This is a genomic window from Bradyrhizobium sp. Kon56, assembly GCF_055807635.1.
This window is the reverse complement of sequence record NZ_JBVVOU010000003.1, coordinates 321,909-343,148: the sequence shown is the minus strand read 5'-3', so window position 1 is coordinate 343,148 and position 21,240 is coordinate 321,909. Positions and strand designations below refer to the sequence as shown.

Below are 21,240 nucleotides of genomic sequence, written 5' to 3'. Positions count from 1 at the left end.
ACGACAAGCATCATAATGAGCATCGCGTAAGATAAAGCGCCGCTTTCGCTGGAGCCGGAAGCAGATTGTGTCGTATCGGCTCGAAGCCTTGGCAGAGAGTTGCGCCAAGCAACCTTTCGAGTTGAACAGCACCGCCACGCGGCGGACGCCGCCGCGGTATAAGATGCGGCGTCGATCAAAAACGAAAGTCAAAACTCCTTTGGCTCAGGCGCAGCTTGGGAGGAACTGCTGTCGTCGATATCCTACTTTGCGTTTCGGGTTGATATGGAGGCCGAAATGTTGAGCAATTCGCTGATCGAGCTGGACCGCGCACATCTGGTTCACCCGGTCTCATCCTATCGCGGTCACGAGGCCTTGGGTGTGCGGGTGTTAAGATCAGCGAAGGGCGCGACCCTGACCGATGCATCGGGACATCAATTGCTCGACGGGTTTGCTGGTCTGTGGTGTGTCAACGTCGGGTACGGACAAGAGAGCATCGTTGAAGCTGCCACGAAGCAGTTGCGCGAGCTGCCTTACGCGACGGGCTATTTCGGGTTGGGCTCCGATCCGGCCATCCGGCTGGCCGCCAGGTTGGCCGAATTGGCGCCTGGCGATCTGAACCATGTTTACTTCACGCTAGGTGGCTCCGATGCCGTCGACAGCACAATCCGATTTATTCGGTACTATTATCATGCCAAGGGTACGCCGCAGAAGGATCAGTTCATTTCCGTCGAGCATGGCTACCACGGATCGTCGACGGCAGGGTCCGGCTTGACCGCGATCCCCGCCTTTCATGCGGGCTTTGGGGTACCTTATAGCTGGCAGCACAAAATTCCGTCGCACTATACCTATCGTAATCCTGTCGGTTCCCATCCTCAGGCTATCATTGCTGCGTCGGTCGCGGCCCTGCGAGCCAAGATCGCCGAACTTGGCGCAGATCGCATTGCGGCTTTTTACGTCGAGCCAATTCAGGGATCAGGGGGTGTCCTCGTGCCACCGCCATCTTGGTTGAAAGCCATGCACGCCGTTTGCAAGGAGAACGATATTTTGTTCGTAGTCGATGAGGTCATCACTGGCTTTGGTCGTGTCGGCCCATTTTTCGCCTGCGAAGAAGACGACGTCGTGCCGGATTTCATGACCACCGCAAAGGGTCTGACGTCGGGCTATGTGCCGATGGGAGCCGTTTTCATGTCCGACCGCGTCTACAACACGATTGCGGACGGAGCCGGCAAGACGGCCGTCGGCCACGGCTACACCTATTCCGCGCATCCCGTCAGTGCAGCGGTCGGGCTCGCGTGCCTGGATCTTTACGAAAATGGCTTGTTGGCAAACGGCCGAAAGGCGGGGCACCGCCTGATGGAAGGCCTTCGCGCGCTTGCCGATCATCCACTTGTCGGCGATGTCCGTGGTCGCGGCATGCTGGCCGCAATCGAGCTCGTCACGGACAAGGAGCGCAAGACGCCCCTGCCGGCGGAAGCTGACGCCGCGCGCCGCATATTCGACCGCGCATGGGACAACGGTCTCGTCATCCGCGCCTTTGCCCAGGGCGTGCTGGGTCTTGCGCCCCCGCTCTGCTGCACGGATGCGGACATCGACGGCATCATCGAACGAACTCGCATGACGCTCGACCAAACCCTCGAAGACAGGGACGTCCGCGCGGCGATGAAAGGATAATCACTGCGCCTGTCATTCCGAGGCCAGAAAAAGCCTGAGCCGTAGCGCCGGCCCGGCGATCTGCCCATGCTCCCCGGGGTGGAGGATTGTTCTTCAGCTATTGAATATGCTTTCGAGAGGCAGATGGGATTTCACGATCGGGGACTTCAGCACGACAAAACTGAAGTATTTGTCGATTCCGATATCCATCTCGACGAGACGTTCCATCAGCGCTTGATATTCGCTGATTCCCGCTGTGATAAACTTCACCAGGTAGTCATATCCGCCCGAAACCAGATGACATTCGACGACCGAATCTATCTTTTCGATGGTCGTGAGAAAGCGCGCGAAATCGATCTGGCGATGATTTTTGAGCGTGATCTCGGCGAACACAGTCAGAGTTTGTCCGAGCTTGGAGACGTCGATCTGGGCGGAATAGCCGGTGATGAAGCCCTCCGTCTGGAGCCTCTTGACGCGCATCAGGCACGGGCTCGGGGAAAGGTTTATCAGCTCTGCGAGCTCGACGTTGGAAGTCCGCCCGTTCTTCTGCAGTTCGCATAAAATCCTGATGTCGATCTTATCGAGCTTCATAGGCAATGCCATGAGATGGGAGCCATAGCGGCGTCAAGGCTTTGAGGCTTCAGCGTCATACGCACTGTCATAGCACCAACCAGCATCCTTTCCCACCGGGCGGAGAGATTGCTTTTCAGAACTCGGCGACCTTGCCCCAGGCACCCGTTTTCAGCCGCTCCGGCCTGTATGGACGCGGGTCGACGATCGGTGCAGTACCAGTAATGATGTCCGCGATCAGGTGCCCTGCGCCGGGACCAATCCCGAAACCGTGTCCGCTGAACCCGGCCGCAAGGATAAAGCCCGGAATCGCCCCCACCTCACCGATGGCGGGAACGCCATCCGGTGTGCTGTCAATATAGCCGGCCCAGACATTGGAGATTGCGACGCGACGGAGTTCAGGCAGCAATTCGCAAGCTCTTTTATGTGTCAGCCGAATCTGCCGCATGTCGGGACGGGGATTAAGTGTCCGGTTCAGCTCCATCGGGGTCGTCTCATCGAGCGCCCACTTCGCCAAGGATTCATGACCTTGGCGCATGCCCTCGAATGCTCCAGGGGCGAGACTGCGCCAGCGGCGAGCAAACATCGGCACGAATTCGCGGGCGAACCTGAATTGCTGCGGCGTTGGATCGACTCGCGCGCGCCCGCTTATCGCCAGCGTGTACCCGCCGCTGCTACGCCGCGTGAGCGACACGACTGCAGTGTGCAGGGCGTCGGGCAGACCCGCCGCGCCAGGAGCCACGGCGAGAATGGACTGGCGCACGGACGCCTGTGGGAAGCGAATGCCGAGCTGGTTGCAGAACGAAGAGGCCCAGGCCCCTCCTGCCATGACCACCGTGTTGGTCCGGATTGTGCCCATTTCGGTCACTACGCCGTTCACCCGGCCGGCACGGAGCTCTATGCCGCGAGCGGCGCAGTGCTGGTGCACCGTGCCGCCCGCCGTCATCATCGCACGCGCGACCACGGGCACAGCCTCGAAGGGTCTGCCGTTCCGTCGGTTGGAGAGGAGACGCCGCCTTTCCATTTGCGGCCCGTCGCTTTGCCTCTCTCGCTAGCTTCGTTCGTGCTCAACATGTGTGTCGTAACGCCGACCGTCTTTGCAAAATCGCGCCATTTCGCCCAGCAGGTCAGCTCATTCTCGTCATTCGACAGATAGAGAAGCCCGCAGCGGCGGAAGCCCGTGTCTTCCCCGGTCTCCTGTGCTACTCTCTCCCAAAGATCGAGACTCTTGGTGGCGATCGGTAGCTCGCGTGCGTCGCGATTCTGTTGACGGCACCATCCCCAATTGCGACTGGACTGCTCGGCGGCGACACGCCCCTTCTCTAGCAAGGCGACCTTAACGCCGCGGCGGGCGAGATAGTAAGCCGTGAACACGCCCACCACGCCGCCGCCAATGACGACGACGTCAGCCTCTTGAGGCAGAGACGGGCTTGATTCAATATGGATGAGCGGCGCACTCATGAAGCGAGGACTCCCGGCGTTTGACCTATCGTAGCTGAGCATTCGCGGCAGGTGCTCTGCGGGAATTTGTGATTAGACGGAATATTCTGCGGTTTGCCGACTACTGTTCAAGCTATTATTGCGAGAACACGTTGCTCGCGCCCACCTCATTCGCCAAAGCACCAGGGCATCAGGCGTTGAGCGCGTGCAGCCGTGCCGTGCACAAGGCAGGCCGCCTGAGAGTTCTCTCGTCGCGGCGCAGACTGAAATGCCAGATGGCACTTCGTTTTCAGAACTTCCTGCTGCCCATACGGCGCGTTTCGGCGACTCTGGGGTGATTGAAGCAGTCAAACTCGCGAATGCCGGGTCAATGTCGATCAGTGGCAGAAGTTCTAAAGGGACGCTGGATGAGCCTTGTCCAGGAACAGACCTCCACAAGAGCAATCAAGCTGGATGGGACTGTTAGCTCCACGAACTTCGATTCAGTGATCGAGTTGGCCGCTCGTCCGATGTTTTGGCTTGAGCGACAGCTTTTTCCTGTCGAGCACCAAGCTTTGAATCATGTCGCACTCTCCGAACAGGGAATGGCAAAATGAGCGGCGAATTTTCGACCTGTCCGATCGTCGCGGCGGCAACAATGGCCGAAGAGCCAATCCGCAGCAGAATGACCCAACGCCGTTGAAAGGGGAGACTGTTCAAATGGCCTCTGCCTCTCAGGCTGTAGCTTCGGAAGATGTGGCACTCTCGGTGCGCGACCTGACCGTGAGCCTGCCGGCCGGGATGGAGCGGGCTCACGCCGTCGAGAACGTCTCCTTTGATCTGAAGCGGGGTCAGATACTGTGCATCATTGGAGAGTCCGGATCGGGCAAGTCGGTCACAGCCAATGCGATCATGGGGCTTCTGCCCAAGGCGATACGTGTTGCCTCGGGTTCGATCGACCTGAATGGGACCGACATCGTAGCCATCTCGCCCGATAAGCTCCGCAACCTTCGCGGCCGCGTCGTCTCGATGATCTTTCAAGATCCGCTCTCAGCGCTCAATCCGCTGATGACCGTGGGCGCGCAGATCGAGGAAGTGATGGCAGCGCACGACGTTGGGACCGCGAAATCCCGTCGCAGCCGCGCCATAGACTTGTTGGTTGAGGTCGGCCTTCCCGATCCGCAACTCATGTATCACCAGTATCCATTCCGGCTTTCGGGCGGGCAACGGCAGCGGGTGATGATCGCCATGGCTCTGGCTCTTGAGCCCGCGATCCTGATTGCGGACGAGCCGACGACCGCCCTCGACGTGACGACGCAGGCGCAGATCCTCAAACTGATCCGCGACATTCAGCGCCGCAAGGGAATGAGCGTGATGTTCATCACCCATGACTTTGGAGTCGTGGCGGAGATTGCCGATTCCGTTGTGGTGATGGAGAAGGGTCATTGCGTGGAGCAAGGCAGTGCCGAGCAGGTGCTCAAGTCGCCCAGTCACCTCTATACGCGCCGCCTGATCGCGGCCGTGCCGCACCTGACCGGCAAGGACCGCAATCCCTTGGAAGCCGCCGACAGGGCGTCAATCCTGAAGGTCGAGTGTCTGGTCAAGACCTATCGTAGCGGCAGTGCGCTTTTCCGTACGCAGCGCATCGTGCCTGCGGTCAATGGTGTCTCGTTCGATCTCACGCAGGGCCGCACGCTAGGCGTTGTCGGAGAAAGCGGTTCGGGCAAATCGTCGCTCGGGCGGCTGCTGATCAAGCTCATGGAGAGCGACGGTGGCTCGATTTTCTTCGAAGGCCGCGACGTCGCCCGGCTTACCGAGGCCGAGTTTAGGCCGCTAAGGCCAAAAATCCAGATGATCTTCCAGGATCCTTTTGCGTCGCTCAACCCGCGCTCGACGGTCGGGCAAATTCTCACAGTCGGGCCGGTCGCGCATGGCGTGCCGCACAGAGAGGCTGGTGAGCGGGCGCGGGAGCTTCTGTCCCATGTCGGCCTGGATTCAGGCGCCTTCGACCGCTATCCGCACGAATTTTCCGGCGGTCAGCGCCAGCGCGTCGGCATCGCCCGTGCGCTGATGTTCAAACCACAACTGCTGATCGCCGACGAAGCCGTCTCCGCGCTTGATGTCTCGATCCAGGCCCAAATCCTGAAGCTGCTGGATCAGATTCAGCGGGAGACCGGCGTCTCGATGATCTTCATCACGCATGATTTGCGCGTTGCCAGCCAGATTTGCGATGAGATCGCCGTCATGCATCGAGGACAGATCATCGAACGCGGACCGCCGTCGCAGATCTTCCTGGACCCGAAATCCGCCTACACGCGCGAGCTCGTCGCTGCCATCCCCGGCGAGCAGCCAAGGGGCGCTCGCGCGCTCGCGGGAGTCAATGAATACCGGCGGGACACAGCCAAGAACGAGGAGAGGTCATGACGGAAGCCTATTTTGACTCGAGCTATTCACGGCGCAATGCACTTCGATTGATGGTGGCCGGGGCTGCCGGCCTCGCTGCACCAGGCCTGTTGGGTACGCCCGCCTTCGCTCAGAAGGCCCCCGCCAAACCGAGCGGTCGCATCGTCGTCGGACTTGGACAAGAGCCGACCGTCTTCAATCCGCTGATGGCGCACATTGAAGTCGATGATGGTGTGCATTTCTCGGTTTTCGACGCGCTCTTCCGGATCGACCCAAAGGGTGAGATTGAGCCCAACCTTGCCGTCGAAGTACCGAACCAGAAGAACGGCGGCATTTCGGAGGACGGCCTCAAATGGCGCATCCGTCTGCGTGACGGTGTGCGCTGGCACGACGGCAAACCCTTCACGGCCGAGGATGTGAAATTCACCCTCGAACTGATCACCAATCCCGCCTTCCGGAGTTGGCGCACAGCTGGCCATGCCCTCGTGCGCGACATCACGGTGATCTCGCCCACGGAGATCTCGTGGCGAATGGAACAGGTTTTTGCGCCTTATCTTTCGTTCCTGACCGAAACCTTCATCGTGCCCAAGCACATCCTCGAGAAGGAGGCCAATCCAAACAACGCCGCCTTCAACCAGGCGCCGGTCGGCACCGGCGCATTCAAATGGGGTAAGCGGGTTGCAGGCGATCATCTCGAACTCGTGGCTAACCCCGAATATTTCGGAGAAGGCCCACACATCGAGAAGCTGATCTTCAAATACATTCCCGATCTCACCGTCCTCTACACTCAGTTCAAGAGCGGTGATGTGGACCTGATGGGGCAGCCGTACATCACAGCTGATCATTACGAGGAAGCCAAGGCGCTGGCGAACCGAGTGGTGACACTGGTCCCAAAGGCTTCATTCGAGTCCTTTTACCTGAATTTGGAGCGTCCACAGTTCAAGGAACTTGCAGTCCGTGAGGCGCTCTACGCAGCCATCGACAAGGAATCGATCATCCAGGGGCTCTATTACGGCGTGCCGACTCCGACGGAGACCTTCATGCCGAGGCAGTCCACCTACTATAACCCCAATCTTCCGGCACACGCATACAATCTGGACCGCGCGCGCCAGATCCTCGACCAAGCCGGCTGGGCGCCCGGGCGGGATGGCGTTCGTGCCAAAAGCGGCGTCCGTCTGTCCTTTGCCAGCTCGACCACGTCAGGCGATCCGCTTCGCGAGCAGGTGCAGCAGTTCTTGCAGCAGACATTTGCTCAGTTGGGCGTCGAGATGAAGATATCGAACTTGCCCGCCGCGGTGATGTGGGGCGAGTTCTGGCAGCAATCGCAATTCGATTCCGTGATCGTCGGCAGCACGTATCTGATCGGCGCCGACCCGGACGTGACCAATCGCTTGCACTCGCGTGCGATTGCAGCGAAGGGCGGGCGTGGTTCGAATAATGCGCAGTATTCAAATCCAGAGGTCGATGCCTTGCTCGACCAAGGCGCTCGCAGCTTCGATCCGGACGCGCGGCGCTCGATCTACCGTCGCGTACAAGAGCTCGTTCGCCGCGACCTGCCCTTCCTGCCGCTGTACCAGACCAATTCGGTCCAGGGTAACAAGAAGGGCATTTCCGGCGTCGTGCCGAACGTCAACACGCGCACCGAATCCTGGAACGCGCTGGCTTGGTCTTGGGCGAGTTGACGTATCGCCGCCCGAGGCCCGTATAGGCGCAGGGCGGCGCCTAGGCGCTGTCAAGCTAACATGGAGACTCGAATGCCCGGGTTCCTGCTTAATCGCTTTTCGCAAAGCATCGTGCTGTTGGTGATCGTCTCGATCATCGGCTTCACGGTGCTCAACTTCATGCCGGGCGGTCCTCTCGCGCAGTTCGGGCTGGATCCCGGCATGACCCAGAAGGACATTGAGCGACTGGCAGAGCAGCTCGGGCTGAACCGGCCGTTGTGGATTCAGTATTTTGATTGGGCCTGGCGGTTGGTTCAGGGCGACTGGGGTCACTCTTTCCGCGACGGAACGCCGGTGCTGGCGGTGATTGGGCGTCACCTCTTCGCTACGCTGCTGCTGATGGGGACTTCCACGGCACTGGCCATCGCCCTTGGTTCCTGGATCGGGATCCGCGGTGCCACCCACCGCTATTCCCTGTTCGATTATTGCGCGACGATTGGCGCCATGGTCGCGCTGTCGGTCCCGACCTTCTGGTTCGGCCTCGTCGGCATCTATATCTTCACGTTGAAGCTCGGTTGGGTGCCTGCAGGGAACATGTACACGATCGGCGACGGATCGGTGCTGGACTACTTGCATCACCTGATCTTGCCAAGCTTGGTGTTGTCGCTGGTCCATGTCGCGGTCTGGAGCCGCTACATGCGCACCGCGACCCTTGATGCGCTGAGCCAGGATTTCGTCAAGACGGCTCGTGCCAAGGGCCTAAGTGAGCGCCGCATCCTGCTGAAGCATGTCGTCGGCAATGCGCTGTTGCCGATGATCACCCTGGCTGGGGTGCAGTTGCCGAGCATTCTGACCGGCGCGTTGGTCACTGAGACCATCTTTACCTGGCCGGGAATGGGGCGGCTGTTTCTCGACAGCCTCGGCTACAGTGACTATCCGATGGTCATGGGGCTGTTGATATTCTCAGCCATCCTTGTCGTGCTGGGCAATCTCGTCGCAGACATCCTTGTCGCACTCGTCGATCCGCGCATTCGTCTCAGCTGAAGACGCCGGTTCGTGCCGTCAACAGGAGTCCCCCGTTATGACTGACATCTCCGCCCACCTCCCTCCAATTCGCTGGTGGCACAGCCGCGGGGTGCGCCGGTTCATGCGACACCATCTGGCGCTGCTCGGGTTCGCGATGATCGCCCTGCTCGTGTTGGCGTGCGTCGTGGGCCCCTACGCCTTGCCTTACGATTCGCTCTATATAGATCTGCGCGCCCGCTTTGCTCCTCCCTTGAGCGGTCATCATTATTTCGGCACCGACCCGTTGGGGCGAGACTTGGCCGTGCGACTCTTGATGGCCGGGCGTGTCTCGCTACTGGTGGGATTCTCCGCGATGTTGTTGTCAACGCTGATCGGAACGCTCGTCGGCGTGACCGCAGGCTATCGCGGGGGCTGGATCGGAGCCGCGCTGATGCGCACGGTGGATGGCTTTCTTTCCTTCCCCTCGATTTTCCTCGTGCTGGCGTTGGCCGCGACGCTCCGGCCCAGCCCGATGATGATCACTGTCATCATTGCTGTCACGAGCTGGATGGAGGTTGCCAGGATCGTCGAAGCCGAGGTCCGTTCGCTGCGCGAGCGCGAGTTTGTCCAGGCCGCGCGCATGGTCGGTCTGAGCGGCAGGCACATCATGCTTCGCGAAATTCTGCCCAATGCCACGGGTCCGATCATCGTGGCCGCAAGCCTCACCGTCGCCCGTGCGATTCTTCTGGAGGCCTATATCAGTTTCCTTGGTTACGGCATCCAACCACCGCTGCCCAGCTGGGGCAATCTGCTCAACGGCGCCCAGCAATATCTGGCCAGCGCTCCCTGGCTTGCCATCATTCCAGGCGCTGCGATTACGATCGCAGTGACCAGCTTCAACTTCATCGGCGACGGGCTGCGCGATGCGCTTGACGTTAGAGATGACCACATTTGACGGCTTGAGCCCAGGTGGCAGGCAGCGGACAGCGTTGAAGGCTATCCAGCAGAACCTCTTGATAGCGTAGACGTCGCAAGCATCGCGTTGGCTGATCAGAATCCGTCTTGTCAGTAATCCAAGGCCACTTTTAACACACGAGAAGTCAGCGACATGCACGAGCCCAGAGCCGCAGAGAAGGACACGCCCTATTGGTGGGAAGCCGCACCACTTAGGTCGCTGCCTCAACAGACTCTTCCCAAGAAACTTGACGTGCTGATCGTGGGCGCTGGCTATGCCTCTCTTTCGGCCGGGCTGGTGCTGGCGCGCGAGGGACGCTCGGTTGCGGCCTTTGACGCGATGAGTCCGGGCGAGGGAGCCTCGACGCGCAACGGTGGAATAACCAGCGCGAGCATACGGCCGGATTACGCCGCGATCTCCCGACGCTTCGGCGCAGACAAGGCGCTGGCAATCGAGGCGGAAGGCAAGATCGCCCGCGAGTTCCTTTACGATTTCATCAAGACCGAGGGGCTTGCCTGCGATTTCCAGCTGGTCGGGCAGTTCAAGGGCGCGTTCGGATATGAGCAGTACGACACGATGGCGCGTAGCGCGGAAGTATTAGCGAAGAGGCTGCGGATCGAGTCTCACGCCGTACCTTATGCCGAGCAGCACAGCTACATCGGCACCGATGTCTACCGGGGTGGAACAGTCCGGATGGATATCGGAGGGCTACAACCGGCGAAGTTTCACGCTGAACTGCTTCGCGTGGCGCTCGCTTCGGGCGTCGCGGTTCATGCGGATACGCCCGTCATCTCCATCGAGAGAGATGGTTCCGGATTCCGTATCGTGACCTCGGCCGGTTCGGTGCAGGCGCGTCAGGTGCTGGTTTGCACGAATGGCTATACTGATAGCGCCGTTCCCTTCCTGCGCCGCAGGCTGGTCCCGGTTCGCAGCCGGATCATTGCAACCGAGGAGCTCGCACCTGACGTCATGGCGCGGCTGATGCCCAAACGCATGATGATGACCGAGAACCGCCAGGTCGGGTTCTATTACCGCCCATCGCCCGACGGCAAACGTATCCTGTTAGGGGGGCGCGACAGCTCTCGTGTCGGTAACCCGGTGGCTCCAAAGCTCCTGCTGCGCAAGGGGTTGGTGAACCTTTTCCCCGAACTCGAGAATGTTCACCTTTCGCACAGCTGGTTCGGCAATGTGGCGATGAATCGCGACATGCTCCCGCGCATCTTCGAAGAGGACGGTGTGGTTTATGCCACTGGCTTCTGCGGTTCAGGCGTCGTCTGGGCGCCTTGGATCGGGATGCACGCGGCCCACAAGCTGATCGGAAACCACGAACGGGCGCGCACCGCCTTTGACTTCCGTCCGCCGGACTCCATCCCGCTCTATCGTGGCGATCCCTGGTTCATGCCCGCCATGATCTGGGGATATCGGATGCAGGATCGTTTTGCGCTGTGGCGCGACCGCCGCTGACGGCTGGAAACTCCATCGGGCATTCCCAAAGGTACAACTCAGGTCATGGAGCTGGCGGCACTGCCGCCTCTCGAAAGAAGAGCATCGATGCACTACGTATCCACGCGCGGACATTCAGGTCGCAGACAGTTCTGCGAAACATTGCTTGAAGGCCTCGCCGAGGATGGCGGGCTGTACGTACCTGAGACCTACCCGCGTGTGGACGCCGCTACATTGGATGCGTGGCGTGCCTTGTCCTATCCCAGCCTGGCCTTCGAGGTCCTGTCGCTCTACGTCAGCGATATTCCGCCCGCTGACCTGAAGGCAATCTGCGAAAAGACCTACACGCCCGAGATCTTTGGAACCTCGAGCATCGTTCCGCTTCGAAAGCTCGAGACGCGGCTTTACCTCCAGGAATTGTCGAACGGTCCTACGCTGGCGTTCAAGGACGTGGCCATGCAGTTGCTCGGCAATCTGCTCGAGTACGAACTGGCACGCCGGCACGACGAATTGAACATTCTTGGGGCGACCAGTGGCGACACCGGGAGCGCTGCGGAATACGCAATGCGCGGCAAGAAAGGGGTGCGGGTCTTCATGATGTCGCCCCTCGGACGGATGAGCTCCTTTCAGCAAGCTCAGATGTTCAGCCTGCAGGACGACAACATCCACAACATCGCCATAGATGGCGTGTTCGACGACTGCCAAGACATCGTCAAATGTGTGTCCAGCGATCTGGAATTCAAACGACGATATAAGATAGGTGCAGTGAATTCGATCAACTGGGCCCGACTGGTCGCGCAGGTCGTCTATTACTTCTCCGGCTATTTTCAAGTCTCCGAAGGGAGGTCAGCAGGCGTTGACTTTTCCGTGCCTTCAGGAAACTTCGGAAACATCTGCGCTGGTCATGTTGCGCGCATGATGGGACTTCCAATATCCCGTCTCGTCCTTGCGACCAACGAAAACGACGTGCTCGACGAGTTTTTCCGCAGCGGCATTTATCGCGTCAGAAGCCGAGCTGACACGCTTGAAACATCGAGTCCTTCCATGGACATCTCCAAGGCGTCAAATCTCGAACGTTTCGTGTTCGACTTGCTCGGTCGCGACGCCCGTCGGACGAAATCGCTGTTTGAGAACCAACTTCGGGAATGCGGTTCGTTTGACCTCAGCGGTGATCCCAGCTTCGTAACGGCGGCGGCGCGTTTCGGATTCCGCAGCGGCAGGAGCACCCATGCCGATCGACTGGCGACGATCCGTGACACGTGGGATCGCTACCACACAATGATCGATCCTCACACTGCGGATGGTGTGACGGTCGGGCGCATGCATGCGAGCCCCGAGGCGCCGATGCTTGTGCTCGAAACTGCACAGCCAATCAAATTCGCTACGACGATCAAGGAAGCGTTAGGCCGGCAGCCAGATCGTCCGCAACGGTTCGATGGACTAGAAGGGTTGCCGAGGCGAGTCAAAGTCCTTCCCCCGGATACACAAGCTGTAAAGAACTACATTGCGGACATCATGCAGGGTGCAACCTGCTGAAGGGCCGATTCCGGATCGAGGAGTGTTTCAGCCGTGGCTGTATTTACGGTGCTGTCACCCGACGAGGTCGCAGCGTTCGTTCGAGCGCGCTATCGGAGCAATCCGCGGTTGATGTCCGGTATCGTTCCGGGCCATGGGATGCCGGAACGGGATCGCGCTGCGGCGTGGCGAGACACTGACAGCACATCGTCCCTTCTACCGTATCATCAATGCAATTCCCTGCCGAACTTTGCGTCAGCCTGATCGCGTAATGCTGTCGGAGCCGAGATACGCTGCAATTCGTGTGAACATCGTCAGACGGACCTCGCCGTGTCAGGCACTGACGATTAGTCCGCTAACCCAAGCAAGAGACGTCGACGCATCATGGCAACCGAAGCTACCCAAGCCGGAGATCGGGAGAATGAAGACGTGGCCCTGATCGCTTTCGCGAGAGCGCATCTGAAAGGTGCCTTGAAGCTCTCGCAGGAGATGTCTTGGCCGTATCTGCTCAAGGATTGGGAATTTGCGCTGCAGCTTGGCCGCGGTTTCGTGGTGACGAGTGCGGGTGCTGTGGTGGGGACCGCGCTGTGGTGGCCTTACGGCGACACCCATGCTTCCGCCGGAATGGTCATCGTCTCGAAAGCCGTTCAGGGACGGGGGTACGGGGCCCGGCTGATGGACGCGCTGCTCGCGGCGGCACGACCACGAATCGTCACGCTGAATTCGACCGCCGAAGGCCTTGCGCTTTACGCACGCCGCGGCTTCGCCAGCATCGGCATGCTGCACCAGCATCACGGCGTTCCTCGCCAGGGCCGCGACATGCCGCCGGTCGGGAACGTCAGAGCGATGGTTCCGTCGGACTTCGAGGCCATAGTCGGTCTCGATCACGAGGCCACCGGCTGGATGAGGCGCGAGATGCTGAACCGGCTGATCGAGGTCGGTTGCGGCTATGTCCTGCTGCGTGACGGCATACCCCGCGGCTACGCCATTTCCCGTCTCTTCGGCCGCGGACATGTCATCGGCCCTGTGGTCGCCGAAAGCCCGACCGATGCGTGCGCATTGATCGGGGCCGCGCTCGCGCCCCTCGGGAGTGTTTTCGTCCGGATCGACACCTCGGCCTCCTCGCAACTCGGTGACTGGCTTGGAAACATCGGCCTGCAGAAGGTCAGCGACGCCACCACCATGGTCTTGGGGACGCAGATGCCATGGACCGGGCCGGCGCGCACGTTCGCGGTCGCCAACCAGTCGTTCGGCTAGGAGACCTTGAGATGCAACGCCCCGATATGCGCCGGACGGATAGCCAGAACGCCGCGCCACGCGAGATAACCGCGACGGTCGGCGCACTGGCGACGCCGGCCCTCCTGCTCGACAAAGACCGGCTGGATCGCAATCTCGCCCGTCTGTCCTCTCGTATGGCCGCGGCTGGCGTCGTGCTGCGCCCCCATATGAAAACCGCGAAATCCATCGAGGTTGCCCGGCGCGCCTATCCCTCCGGGCCGGGGCCGATCACGGTCTCCACCTTGGCGGAGGCTGAGTACTTCGCGCAGTACGGTTTCCGTGACGTGACATATGCCGTCGGCGTGGCACCGCACACCGCTGAAAGGGCGATGCGTCTCCGCAAAGCGGGCGTTGACCTTAAGGTGCTGCTCGATTCGCCTGAACAGGCGGCGATGTTGGGCACGGCAGCGCGCGCCGCCGGCGTGACGCCCTCCGCCTTCATCGAGATCGACTGCGACGGCCATCGCGGCGGGCTGACCGCCACCGATCCCAAGCTCATCGCCGTCGCGGCGGCCCTGGCCGAGGCCGGCGTCACGCTCGCCGGCATTCTCACCCATGCCGGCGAATCCTACAGCCTTTGCTCGTCCGATGCCCTCGTCGCGGCCGCAGAGAACGAAAGGGCCGTGGCCGTGGCGGCCGCGGAGACATTGCGGGCGGCGGGGCATGAATGCCCCGTCGTAAGTGTCGGTTCGACGCCGACCGCCCATTTCGCCGAAGGCCTGACCGGCGTCACGGAGATGCGGGCCGGCGTCTACATGTTCTTCGATCTGGTGATGCACGGCGTCGGTATCTGCACGACCGACGACATCGCGATCTCGGTTCTCGCCACCGTCATCGGCACGAAGCCGGAGAAGGGATGGATTTTGGTCGATGCGGGCTGGATGGCACTGTCACGTGATCGCGGCACCGCGGCGCAGCGGGTCGACCAAGGTTACGGTCTCGTCTGCGATCTGTCCGGCCAACTCTATCCGAATCTGATCGTCGCGCAGGCGAGCCAGGAGCACGGCATCCTCGCCATAAGGTCCAGATCGGCTGCAGCCCTCCCGCATATCCCGATCGGCGCGAAGGTCAGGATTCTGCCCAATCATGCCTGCGCGATGGCGTCACAGCACGAACTTTACAATGTCATCTCGGCGGGAAGTGACGCAATCGAAGCTCAGTGGCCGCGGATGCGCGGCTGGTAGATCTGAAACAGAATCGGGCGGCGATTTGCGCATGCCCAGCTTCCGCTGGTCGGCGCCTATTACCGGATCAAGGATCGCTTCCAATGACCTCGGCCGTTCGATACCTGACGGAAGCCGGCTTCCTCGGCAAATTTTACATCGACGGAGAATGGCGGAAGCCGACCGGGTTGGCGACGGCGATCGTCGTCAATCCGGCGATCGAGCAGCCGGTCGCAGAAATCGCGCTCGGCGATGATGAGGATGTAGACTGCGCGGTCGCAGCCGCGAGAAAAGCCTTTACCGGCTGGTCCCGTAAGCCGGCTGCCGAGCGGGCGGCGCTGCTCGACCGGGTTCACGGTTTGCTTCTCGATAGGCTGGAGCTGTTTGCGCAGGCCATCACGTGCGAGATGGGGGCCGCCATCACTTACGCGCGCCGCGCCCAGGTGCCGCTCGCTGCCGAACATATCCGCGTCGCGCGTGACAATCTCGCGACCTATCCGTTCATCGCCGCGCGCGGCAGCACCGCGATTATGCGCGAGGCAATCGGCGTCTGTGGTCTCATCACCCCCTGGAATTGGCCCCTCTACCAGATTACGGCCAAGGTCGCTCCGGCGCTGGCAGCTGGCTGCACGGTGGTGTTGAAGCCGAGCGAACTTTCGCCGCTGAGTGCCCTGTTGTTCGCCAAGGTGATGGACGATGCCGGCTATCCGCCCGGCGTCTTCAACCTCGTCAACGGGACAGGTCCAGTCGTGGGGACCGGTCTGGCGTCGCATCCGCAAGTCGACATGCTCTCGATCACCGGCTCGACGCGGGCAGGCGTTCTCGTCGCGCAAGCAGCGGCGCCCACCGTCAAGCGCGTCGCACAGGAGCTCGGCGGCAAGTCACCGAACATCATCTTGCCGGATGCGGATTTGAGCCGGGCTGTTCCGCTCGGTGTCGCCGCCGCCTTCCGCAATCTCGGCCAATCCTGCAGCGCACCGACGCGTATGCTTGTGTCCCGCTCACAGATGGCAAAGGTCGAGATCCTGGCGGCGGCGGCCGCTTCTGAATTGGTGGTCGGCGATCCGCTTGCGGAAAGCACGACCCATGGTCCGATCGCCAACCCGCCGCAGTTCGAGCGTATCCAGGCCATGATCGGCATCGGCCTGGAGGAAGGCGCCAAGCTTGTCATTGGCGGGCCGGGGCGGCCCAACGACCTTCAGGTCGGCTTCTATGCGCGGCCGACCATCTTCTCGAACGTCAATCGCGACATGAGAATTGCGCAGGAGGAGATCTTCGGCCCGGTGCTGTCGATCATTCCCTACGATACGGTCGACGGGGCGGTCGAGATTGCCAACGACACGTCTACGGCCTCGGCGCGCATGTGCAGGGCACGGATATTGAAACGATGCAGGCGGTCGCCGGGCAGATCCGGTCTGGTCAGGTTCATCTCAACTATCCCGACTGGGACCCGAACGCACCTTTTGGCGGATACAAGCGTTCCGGAAACGGCAGGGAATACGGCCGCGAGGGCATGGAAGAATATCTCGAGACCAAGGCCGTTCTCGGATTCTATCGATGAAATTCATCTCGGAAAGCGAATCGGCTTCCGCTGACGCGAAAGTGTTTCCGGCGGTGATCGCACACGCGTCGAATCGCAGAACACCTTCTCAAGTCGGGTTCAACGCCTGATAGCGCCGAGCCCTTGAGGAGCGCGAAGTTGAATCATTAGATCAGATTGCACTGTTCCTGCAGCCATGAAGCAAGATAGTTCGCTTTCCCAGACAGTTCAGTTTCTCCCGCCCAGATGAGGCCATAGTGGCTTTCGTCCGGATCGAAACCGGCAGGTGCGATGAGCCGCCCTCTATCTACGTCGTCCGTTGCAAGGACCCGCGGGCTGAGGGCAACGCCCAATCCCGCCAATGCTGCTTCGACGATGAGGAAGTGGTGATCGTAGAAGCGTATCTCCGCGGGGCGCCGCACCGACGGGTGGGTGGAAAGCCATCGCGACCAAGCGTCCGCCCGAGTCTTCGAACCTAGGGCGATGTAGTTTCCTGAGGCAAACACCGCTGCGAGCTGAGGGCTCATGACCGGTCCTACCCTTTCAGGAAAAAGGCGCCGGACGTGCCACGCCTCTGGGAGCGCAAAGTCGAGCCGACGTATAGCCAGATCGATCCGATCGCGGCGAAACTCGACGGGGCCGCCGGCGACTGACAGATGTAGAGCGATGTCGGGATGGACGGCCTGAAAGCTTGCAAGCCGTGGAATAAGCCAGCGCATAGCGACTGAAGGCTCGCATGAGAGAACGAGGGAGTTCTGCTGTGCGTTGGCAGCACGCAAGCTCTCAACGGTTGTCGCCAGCTCGGTGAAGAAACGGCCGAGTGTGAGGGTGAGCACTTCTCCAGAGGCAGTGAGACTCAAGCCACGTCCGCTTTTTTCGAAGAGTTTGAAGCCAAGGTCTTCCGACAGTTTGGTGATACGGCGACTCACAGCCCCATGGGTCAAGGCAAGGCTGTTCGCGGCAAGCCGAACCGACCCCAGCCGCGCAGCGGTCTCGAACGCACGCAAGTCGTCCAATGAAGGTATTTCTGATCGCCTCATTGGTGATCTCATATCACCAATGTAGCGCAAAAAATATCGCTTTTTATGTTGAATTTGCTTAGCATAATTGATCCATGCGAACCAATGGCGAATACACAATCGGTATCCTAGCCGACGACCTGACCAGCGCCGCCGATGGGGCCGGTCCGTTTGTCGAGCGCGGTTTGCGAGCCGTTGTCGGCCGACGCCGGCTGCCGCACCAGGAGGCCACGATTGTCGCCGTTGATAGCGGATCTAGATCAGTGCCGGTTTCGCAAGCGGCGCGGCGGCAGTCAGAACTTGCCGAGCAGCTCGCTTCGCGGGTTGTCCTCTACAAGACCGTCGACTCGACTCTTCGCGGGCACGTGACGGCCGAGATGGAAGCGGCCTTCACCGTAAGCGGCCGCAAGATGCTGGTCTTTGCACCTGCGTTCCCTGGCGCTGGGCGTACAACCGTCGACGGCGTTCAGCTTGTGGACGGCATTCCTGTAACGGAGACCGAATACGGTCGCGACCCCGTCCATCCGGCGCGACATTCTCGGCTGGCTGAGCTCGTTCCGGCCTCCATCGGAAGCGTCGTCATCCTTGATGCTGCGACACAGGCCGATCTCGACAAACAAGTTGCGGCCCTGCCGGATCCGGAGTCGATCCTATGGGTGGGCTCTCCGGGCATGGCCCTTGCCCTGGCGAAGCGTCTTGCGCCGCTTGCGGTTGCGTCGGACGTGACCGCCGCGGTTAGTGGCGACATTCTTGTTGCGATCGGCAGCGCCAATCCGCGCAGCCATCGTCAGGCCGACTGCATCGCAATGGAGCCTGGAATCGCTCTGCTGCAGGCTCCGATCGAACGGATGAATGATCCCGGATCCGTCCTGCGCGACATTGCTCAAAATGCGGCTCGACGGCTGGCCGACGAGCGTTTCGATATGGTGATCGCCACAGGCGGGGACACCATGGAGGCGATTCTGGACGGCCTGGACATTTATGAGTTCGAGATCCTGCAAGAGCTCGAGCCAGGCTTTCCGCTTGGCCGCACGTCCCTCGGAGATGGACGAGAGCTGCTGATCGCCATGAAGGCAGGCGGCTTTGGCGACGACGATACGCTGCGTCGTGCGATCACGCGGCTCCGCCTTGGCACCTCGGTATCAGAACTGGTTGTATCATGACCCAATCCGCTCCCCTCGCCGTCACAATGGGCGATGCCTCCGGCATCGGCCCGGAGATCGTGGCGAAGACATTGGCCAAAGCCGGCGAAGGCACGGTCGTATTCGGCAGCTACGTCGTGATGGAGAATATCGTCCATCGTCTGGGTCTCGAGCTGACGGTCAGGCGTATCGCCCGACCTGAAGAGGCGCGCTCTGAGCCGCGGTCCATCGAAGTTGTCGAGGCGACGCAAATCATCGCGCCGCCTCCGCTCGGGAGCGTCAGCGCCATGTCCGGCCAAGCTTCCTTCGATGCCATCGTCGCCGCCGTCGCGGCAGCCAAGGCCCGCAAGGTCAGCGGCATCGTCACCGCACCGATCAACAAGGAAGCGATGGCAAGCGCGGGCATTCGCTATCCCGGGCACACCGAAATCCTCGCCGACTATGGTGGTGCGGAGCGCGTTGCGATGATGCTGGCCAACGATGATATCCGCACGGTTCTCGTCACCATCCACATGTCGCTGCGCAAAGCCATCGACCAAGCGGATTTCGATGCCCAGATGTCGGCGATCCGGCTCGCAAATGAGGGCGGCAAGGCCCTCGGGATCGCGGCGCCGCGCATTGCAGTGGCAGGGCTCAACCCCCATGCCGGCGAAGGTGGTCTCTTCGGCGACGAAGAAATCCAGATCATCCGGCCTGCGATCGAAGCGGCCCGCGCCGAGGGCATCGACGCCAGTGGCCCCTGGCCCGGGGACACTGTCTACATGCAGGCCCGCAAGGGCCGCTTCGATGTGGTCGTGGCCCAATATCACGATCAGGGCCTGATTCCGGTGAAATATCTCGGCCTCGAAAAGGGTGTGAACATCACGCTCGGCCTGCCGTTCGTCCGTACAAGCCCTGATCACGGCACGGCATTCGACATTGCGGGCATCGCCGACACCGGCAGTCTCGAGACCGCGCTAGCTTACGCGCGAAGGCTCGTCGCCGCGCAAATTAAGACCAAAGAAGGGGTAGTCTAATGGGCCTTCGCTTTATCTTCATGCTCACGCGCAACGATCGCACCGTCGGGGACGCCTCTGAACAACTCAAGACCGCCCTGAGGCTTGGCGTTCGCCACATCGGTTTCAAGGACATCGGCCTGCCGATTGATCGACTCAAAGTTCTCAACCGGGTCATCAAGGCAGACGGCGCCACCTCCTATCTCGAAGTCGTCTCACTCGACCGGCAAAGTGAGATCGTTTCGGCGAAAGCGGCGGTTGAAATCGGCGTCGACGTCTTGCTCGGCGGCACACATGTTGACGACGTGTTGCCGATCCTTGCTGGCACCGGCATTCAATACTGCCCCTTCCCGGGTCGCATCACCGGTCATCCGAGCGTGCTCGAAGGGAGCATCGAGGAGATCGTTGAGAGCGCCCAGGCGCTCGCCGTGCGGGAGGGCGTGTATGGCCTCGACCTGCTCGCCTATCGCTCCAAGGAAGACGTCCCGGCCCTCATCAAGGCGGTGTGCGCGGCGGTGCCCAAGCCCGTCTACGTGGCCGGCTCGATTGATACGCCTGAGCGGATCGCCATCCTGAAGGACGCAGGAGCCGCCGGCTTCACTATCGGCACGGCCGCGTTGGACGGCAAGTATCCGGCCGACGACAAGGACGTCGCTCGCCAGCTTGGGGCCATCATCCGTGACGTGGCCGCTCTGAACCGGCATCTCTCGCCGCTCCACAAGAAGAACCTGGCCAGCTCGTTCGGGCAGCTCAAGGAGACTTGGTCTCCGAAGATCGCGGGTCAGATTAACGACATGCAGATCAAGCTCGCCAAGTTCGCGGGCGAGTTCGCCTGGCGCTTTCACAGGAGCGGTGACGAACTCTTCCTGGTGCACAAAGGCCGCCTGCTGATGAAGTTTCGTGATCGGGACGAGATCATCGAGCAAGGCGAGTTCATCGTGGTCCCGCATGGGGTAGAGCATTGCCCTGTCGCGCTGGACGACGTCTGCGAGGTCGTGCTGCTCGAACCCGGCACATCCATGGATGCCGGCACCGCTCACGACCTCGAAGGCTAGACCGTCTGCCTGCGATCGGAGCAAACGCTTGACGCCGTCGACCGGCCTTCGCCGGTCCGGCCTCGATGACCTCAGGAGCTGGGAGCAGGACTCCTCCCGCGCCGACTCGGTGAAGACCGGAGTCTGGGAAGCCACGCCTGGCAAGAACCGCTCGATCAAGGGCGAGACCTTCGAGTACTGCCACATCCTTTCCGGCGTGGTGGAGCTGACCGAGGAAGGCAAGGAGCCTCGCATTTTCCGCGCCGGCGACAGCTTTGTGATGAAACCCGGCTATGTCGGCGTCTGGAAGACGATCGAGACAGTGCGGAAGATGACTTCGGGCGCCGAAATGGGCTTTGCCGCCGCGCTGGTACCTTCTCGACGCTCGTGGTTCAGGACATCACTCGTCCCGGTGTCGCCGAGCCAATCGCGACGGTCTGGGTCCATTTTGCTGGGGCATCGAAAA

15 protein-coding genes and 3 pseudogenes are annotated in these 21,240 nt (G+C 61.0%); 15 read left to right on the top strand and 3 right to left on the bottom strand.

Going from position 1 to position 21,240, the window contains the following annotated elements:
- The first annotated feature begins 276 nt into the window (after window positions 1–276).
- Window positions 277–1,653: an aspartate aminotransferase family protein gene (locus AC0L3B_RS07255; RefSeq protein WP_026232478.1), complete on the top strand. Its 1,377-nt coding sequence runs from the start codon at window positions 277–279 to the stop codon at window positions 1,651–1,653.
- Window positions 1,654–1,746: 93 nt separating this feature from the next.
- Here AC0L3B_RS07255 and AC0L3B_RS07250 read toward each other — a convergent pair whose 3' ends face one another.
- Window positions 1,747–2,223 (bottom strand): Lrp/AsnC family transcriptional regulator, encoded by a 477-nt coding sequence (locus tag AC0L3B_RS07250; RefSeq protein ID WP_018453188.1) that lies wholly within the window; start codon window positions 2,221–2,223, stop codon window positions 1,747–1,749.
- 115 nt (window positions 2,224–2,338) lie between these two features.
- A pseudogene (locus tag AC0L3B_RS07245) lies at window positions 2,339–3,663 on the bottom strand (NAD(P)/FAD-dependent oxidoreductase).
- Between the two features lie 386 nt (window positions 3,664–4,049).
- Here AC0L3B_RS07245 and AC0L3B_RS07240 point away from each other — a divergent pair.
- The 10 genes and pseudogenes from AC0L3B_RS07240 (at window position 4,050) to AC0L3B_RS07195 (ending at window position 16,605) form a co-directional block, all read left to right on the top strand.
- Window positions 4,050–4,238, top strand: coding sequence for a hypothetical protein (locus AC0L3B_RS07240; RefSeq protein ID WP_018453189.1), 189 nt, complete (start codon window positions 4,050–4,052; stop codon window positions 4,236–4,238).
- Window positions 4,239–4,341: 103 nt separating this feature from the next.
- Window positions 4,342–6,045: an ABC transporter ATP-binding protein gene (locus tag AC0L3B_RS07235; RefSeq protein WP_377828961.1), complete on the top strand. Its 1,704-nt coding sequence runs from the start codon at window positions 4,342–4,344 to the stop codon at window positions 6,043–6,045.
- A complete protein-coding gene (locus tag AC0L3B_RS07230) occupies window positions 6,042–7,706 on the top strand; it encodes a peptide ABC transporter substrate-binding protein (protein WP_085361104.1) in 1,665 nt (554 codons plus the stop codon). Before AC0L3B_RS07235 ends, AC0L3B_RS07230 begins: the two co-directional genes overlap by 4 nt.
- A 72-nt stretch (window positions 7,707–7,778) precedes the next feature.
- A complete protein-coding gene (locus tag AC0L3B_RS07225; protein ID WP_018453192.1) occupies window positions 7,779–8,729 on the top strand; it encodes an ABC transporter permease in 951 nt (316 codons plus the stop codon).
- 37 nt (window positions 8,730–8,766) lie between these two features.
- Entirely contained in the window at window positions 8,767–9,645 is an 879-nt protein-coding gene (locus tag AC0L3B_RS07220; protein ID WP_026232479.1) for an ABC transporter permease, read from the top strand.
- A gap of 153 nt (window positions 9,646–9,798) precedes the next feature.
- A complete protein-coding gene (locus tag AC0L3B_RS07215; RefSeq protein ID WP_026232480.1) occupies window positions 9,799–11,109 on the top strand; it encodes an NAD(P)/FAD-dependent oxidoreductase in 1,311 nt (436 codons plus the stop codon).
- Window positions 11,110–11,196: 87 nt separating this feature from the next.
- Entirely contained in the window at window positions 11,197–12,624 is a 1,428-nt protein-coding gene (gene thrC, locus AC0L3B_RS07210; RefSeq protein ID WP_473380229.1) for a threonine synthase, read from the top strand.
- Window positions 12,625–12,987: 363 nt separating this feature from the next.
- Window positions 12,988–13,860, top strand: coding sequence for a GNAT family N-acetyltransferase (locus tag AC0L3B_RS07205; protein WP_473297399.1), 873 nt, complete (start codon window positions 12,988–12,990; stop codon window positions 13,858–13,860).
- Window positions 13,861–13,871: 11 nt separating this feature from the next.
- Window positions 13,872–15,065 carry an alanine racemase gene (locus AC0L3B_RS07200; protein ID WP_473380228.1) on the top strand — a complete coding sequence of 398 codons (1,194 nt, stop codon included), beginning with the start codon at window positions 13,872–13,874 and terminating at the stop codon, window positions 15,063–15,065.
- 179 nt (window positions 15,066–15,244) lie between these two features.
- Window positions 15,245–16,605 (top strand): annotated as a pseudogene (locus AC0L3B_RS07195) (aldehyde dehydrogenase family protein).
- Between the two features lie 146 nt (window positions 16,606–16,751).
- On the opposite strand, the gene AC0L3B_RS07190 reads toward AC0L3B_RS07195, so the two are convergent.
- The gene (locus tag AC0L3B_RS07190) at window positions 16,752–17,723 is read right to left on the bottom strand and encodes a LysR family transcriptional regulator (RefSeq protein ID WP_473380227.1); all 972 of its coding nucleotides are present in this window, start codon (window positions 17,721–17,723) and stop codon (window positions 16,752–16,754) included.
- Here AC0L3B_RS07190 and AC0L3B_RS07185 point away from each other — a divergent pair.
- The 4 genes and pseudogenes from AC0L3B_RS07185 to AC0L3B_RS07170 form a co-directional block, all read left to right on the top strand.
- The gene (locus AC0L3B_RS07185; protein ID WP_026232484.1) at window positions 17,699–18,766 is read left to right on the top strand and encodes a four-carbon acid sugar kinase family protein; all 1,068 of its coding nucleotides are present in this window, start codon (window positions 17,699–17,701) and stop codon (window positions 18,764–18,766) included. The genes AC0L3B_RS07190 and AC0L3B_RS07185 overlap by 25 nt on opposite strands.
- Window positions 18,763–19,761, top strand: coding sequence for a 4-hydroxythreonine-4-phosphate dehydrogenase PdxA (gene pdxA / locus AC0L3B_RS07180; protein WP_473380226.1), 999 nt, complete (start codon window positions 18,763–18,765; stop codon window positions 19,759–19,761). The genes AC0L3B_RS07185 and pdxA overlap by 4 nt, the downstream gene beginning before the upstream one ends.
- Window positions 19,761–20,795, top strand: a complete 1,035-nt coding sequence (locus AC0L3B_RS07175; protein WP_085350769.1) for a cupin domain-containing protein — start codon at window positions 19,761–19,763, stop codon at window positions 20,793–20,795. The genes pdxA and AC0L3B_RS07175 overlap by 1 nt, the downstream gene beginning before the upstream one ends.
- Window positions 20,764–21,108: pseudogene (locus AC0L3B_RS07170) on the top strand (cupin domain-containing protein); the annotation flags it as partial. The gene AC0L3B_RS07175 and the pseudogene AC0L3B_RS07170, both read left to right, overlap by 32 nt.
- Between the last annotated feature and the right edge of the window lie 132 nt (window positions 21,109–21,240).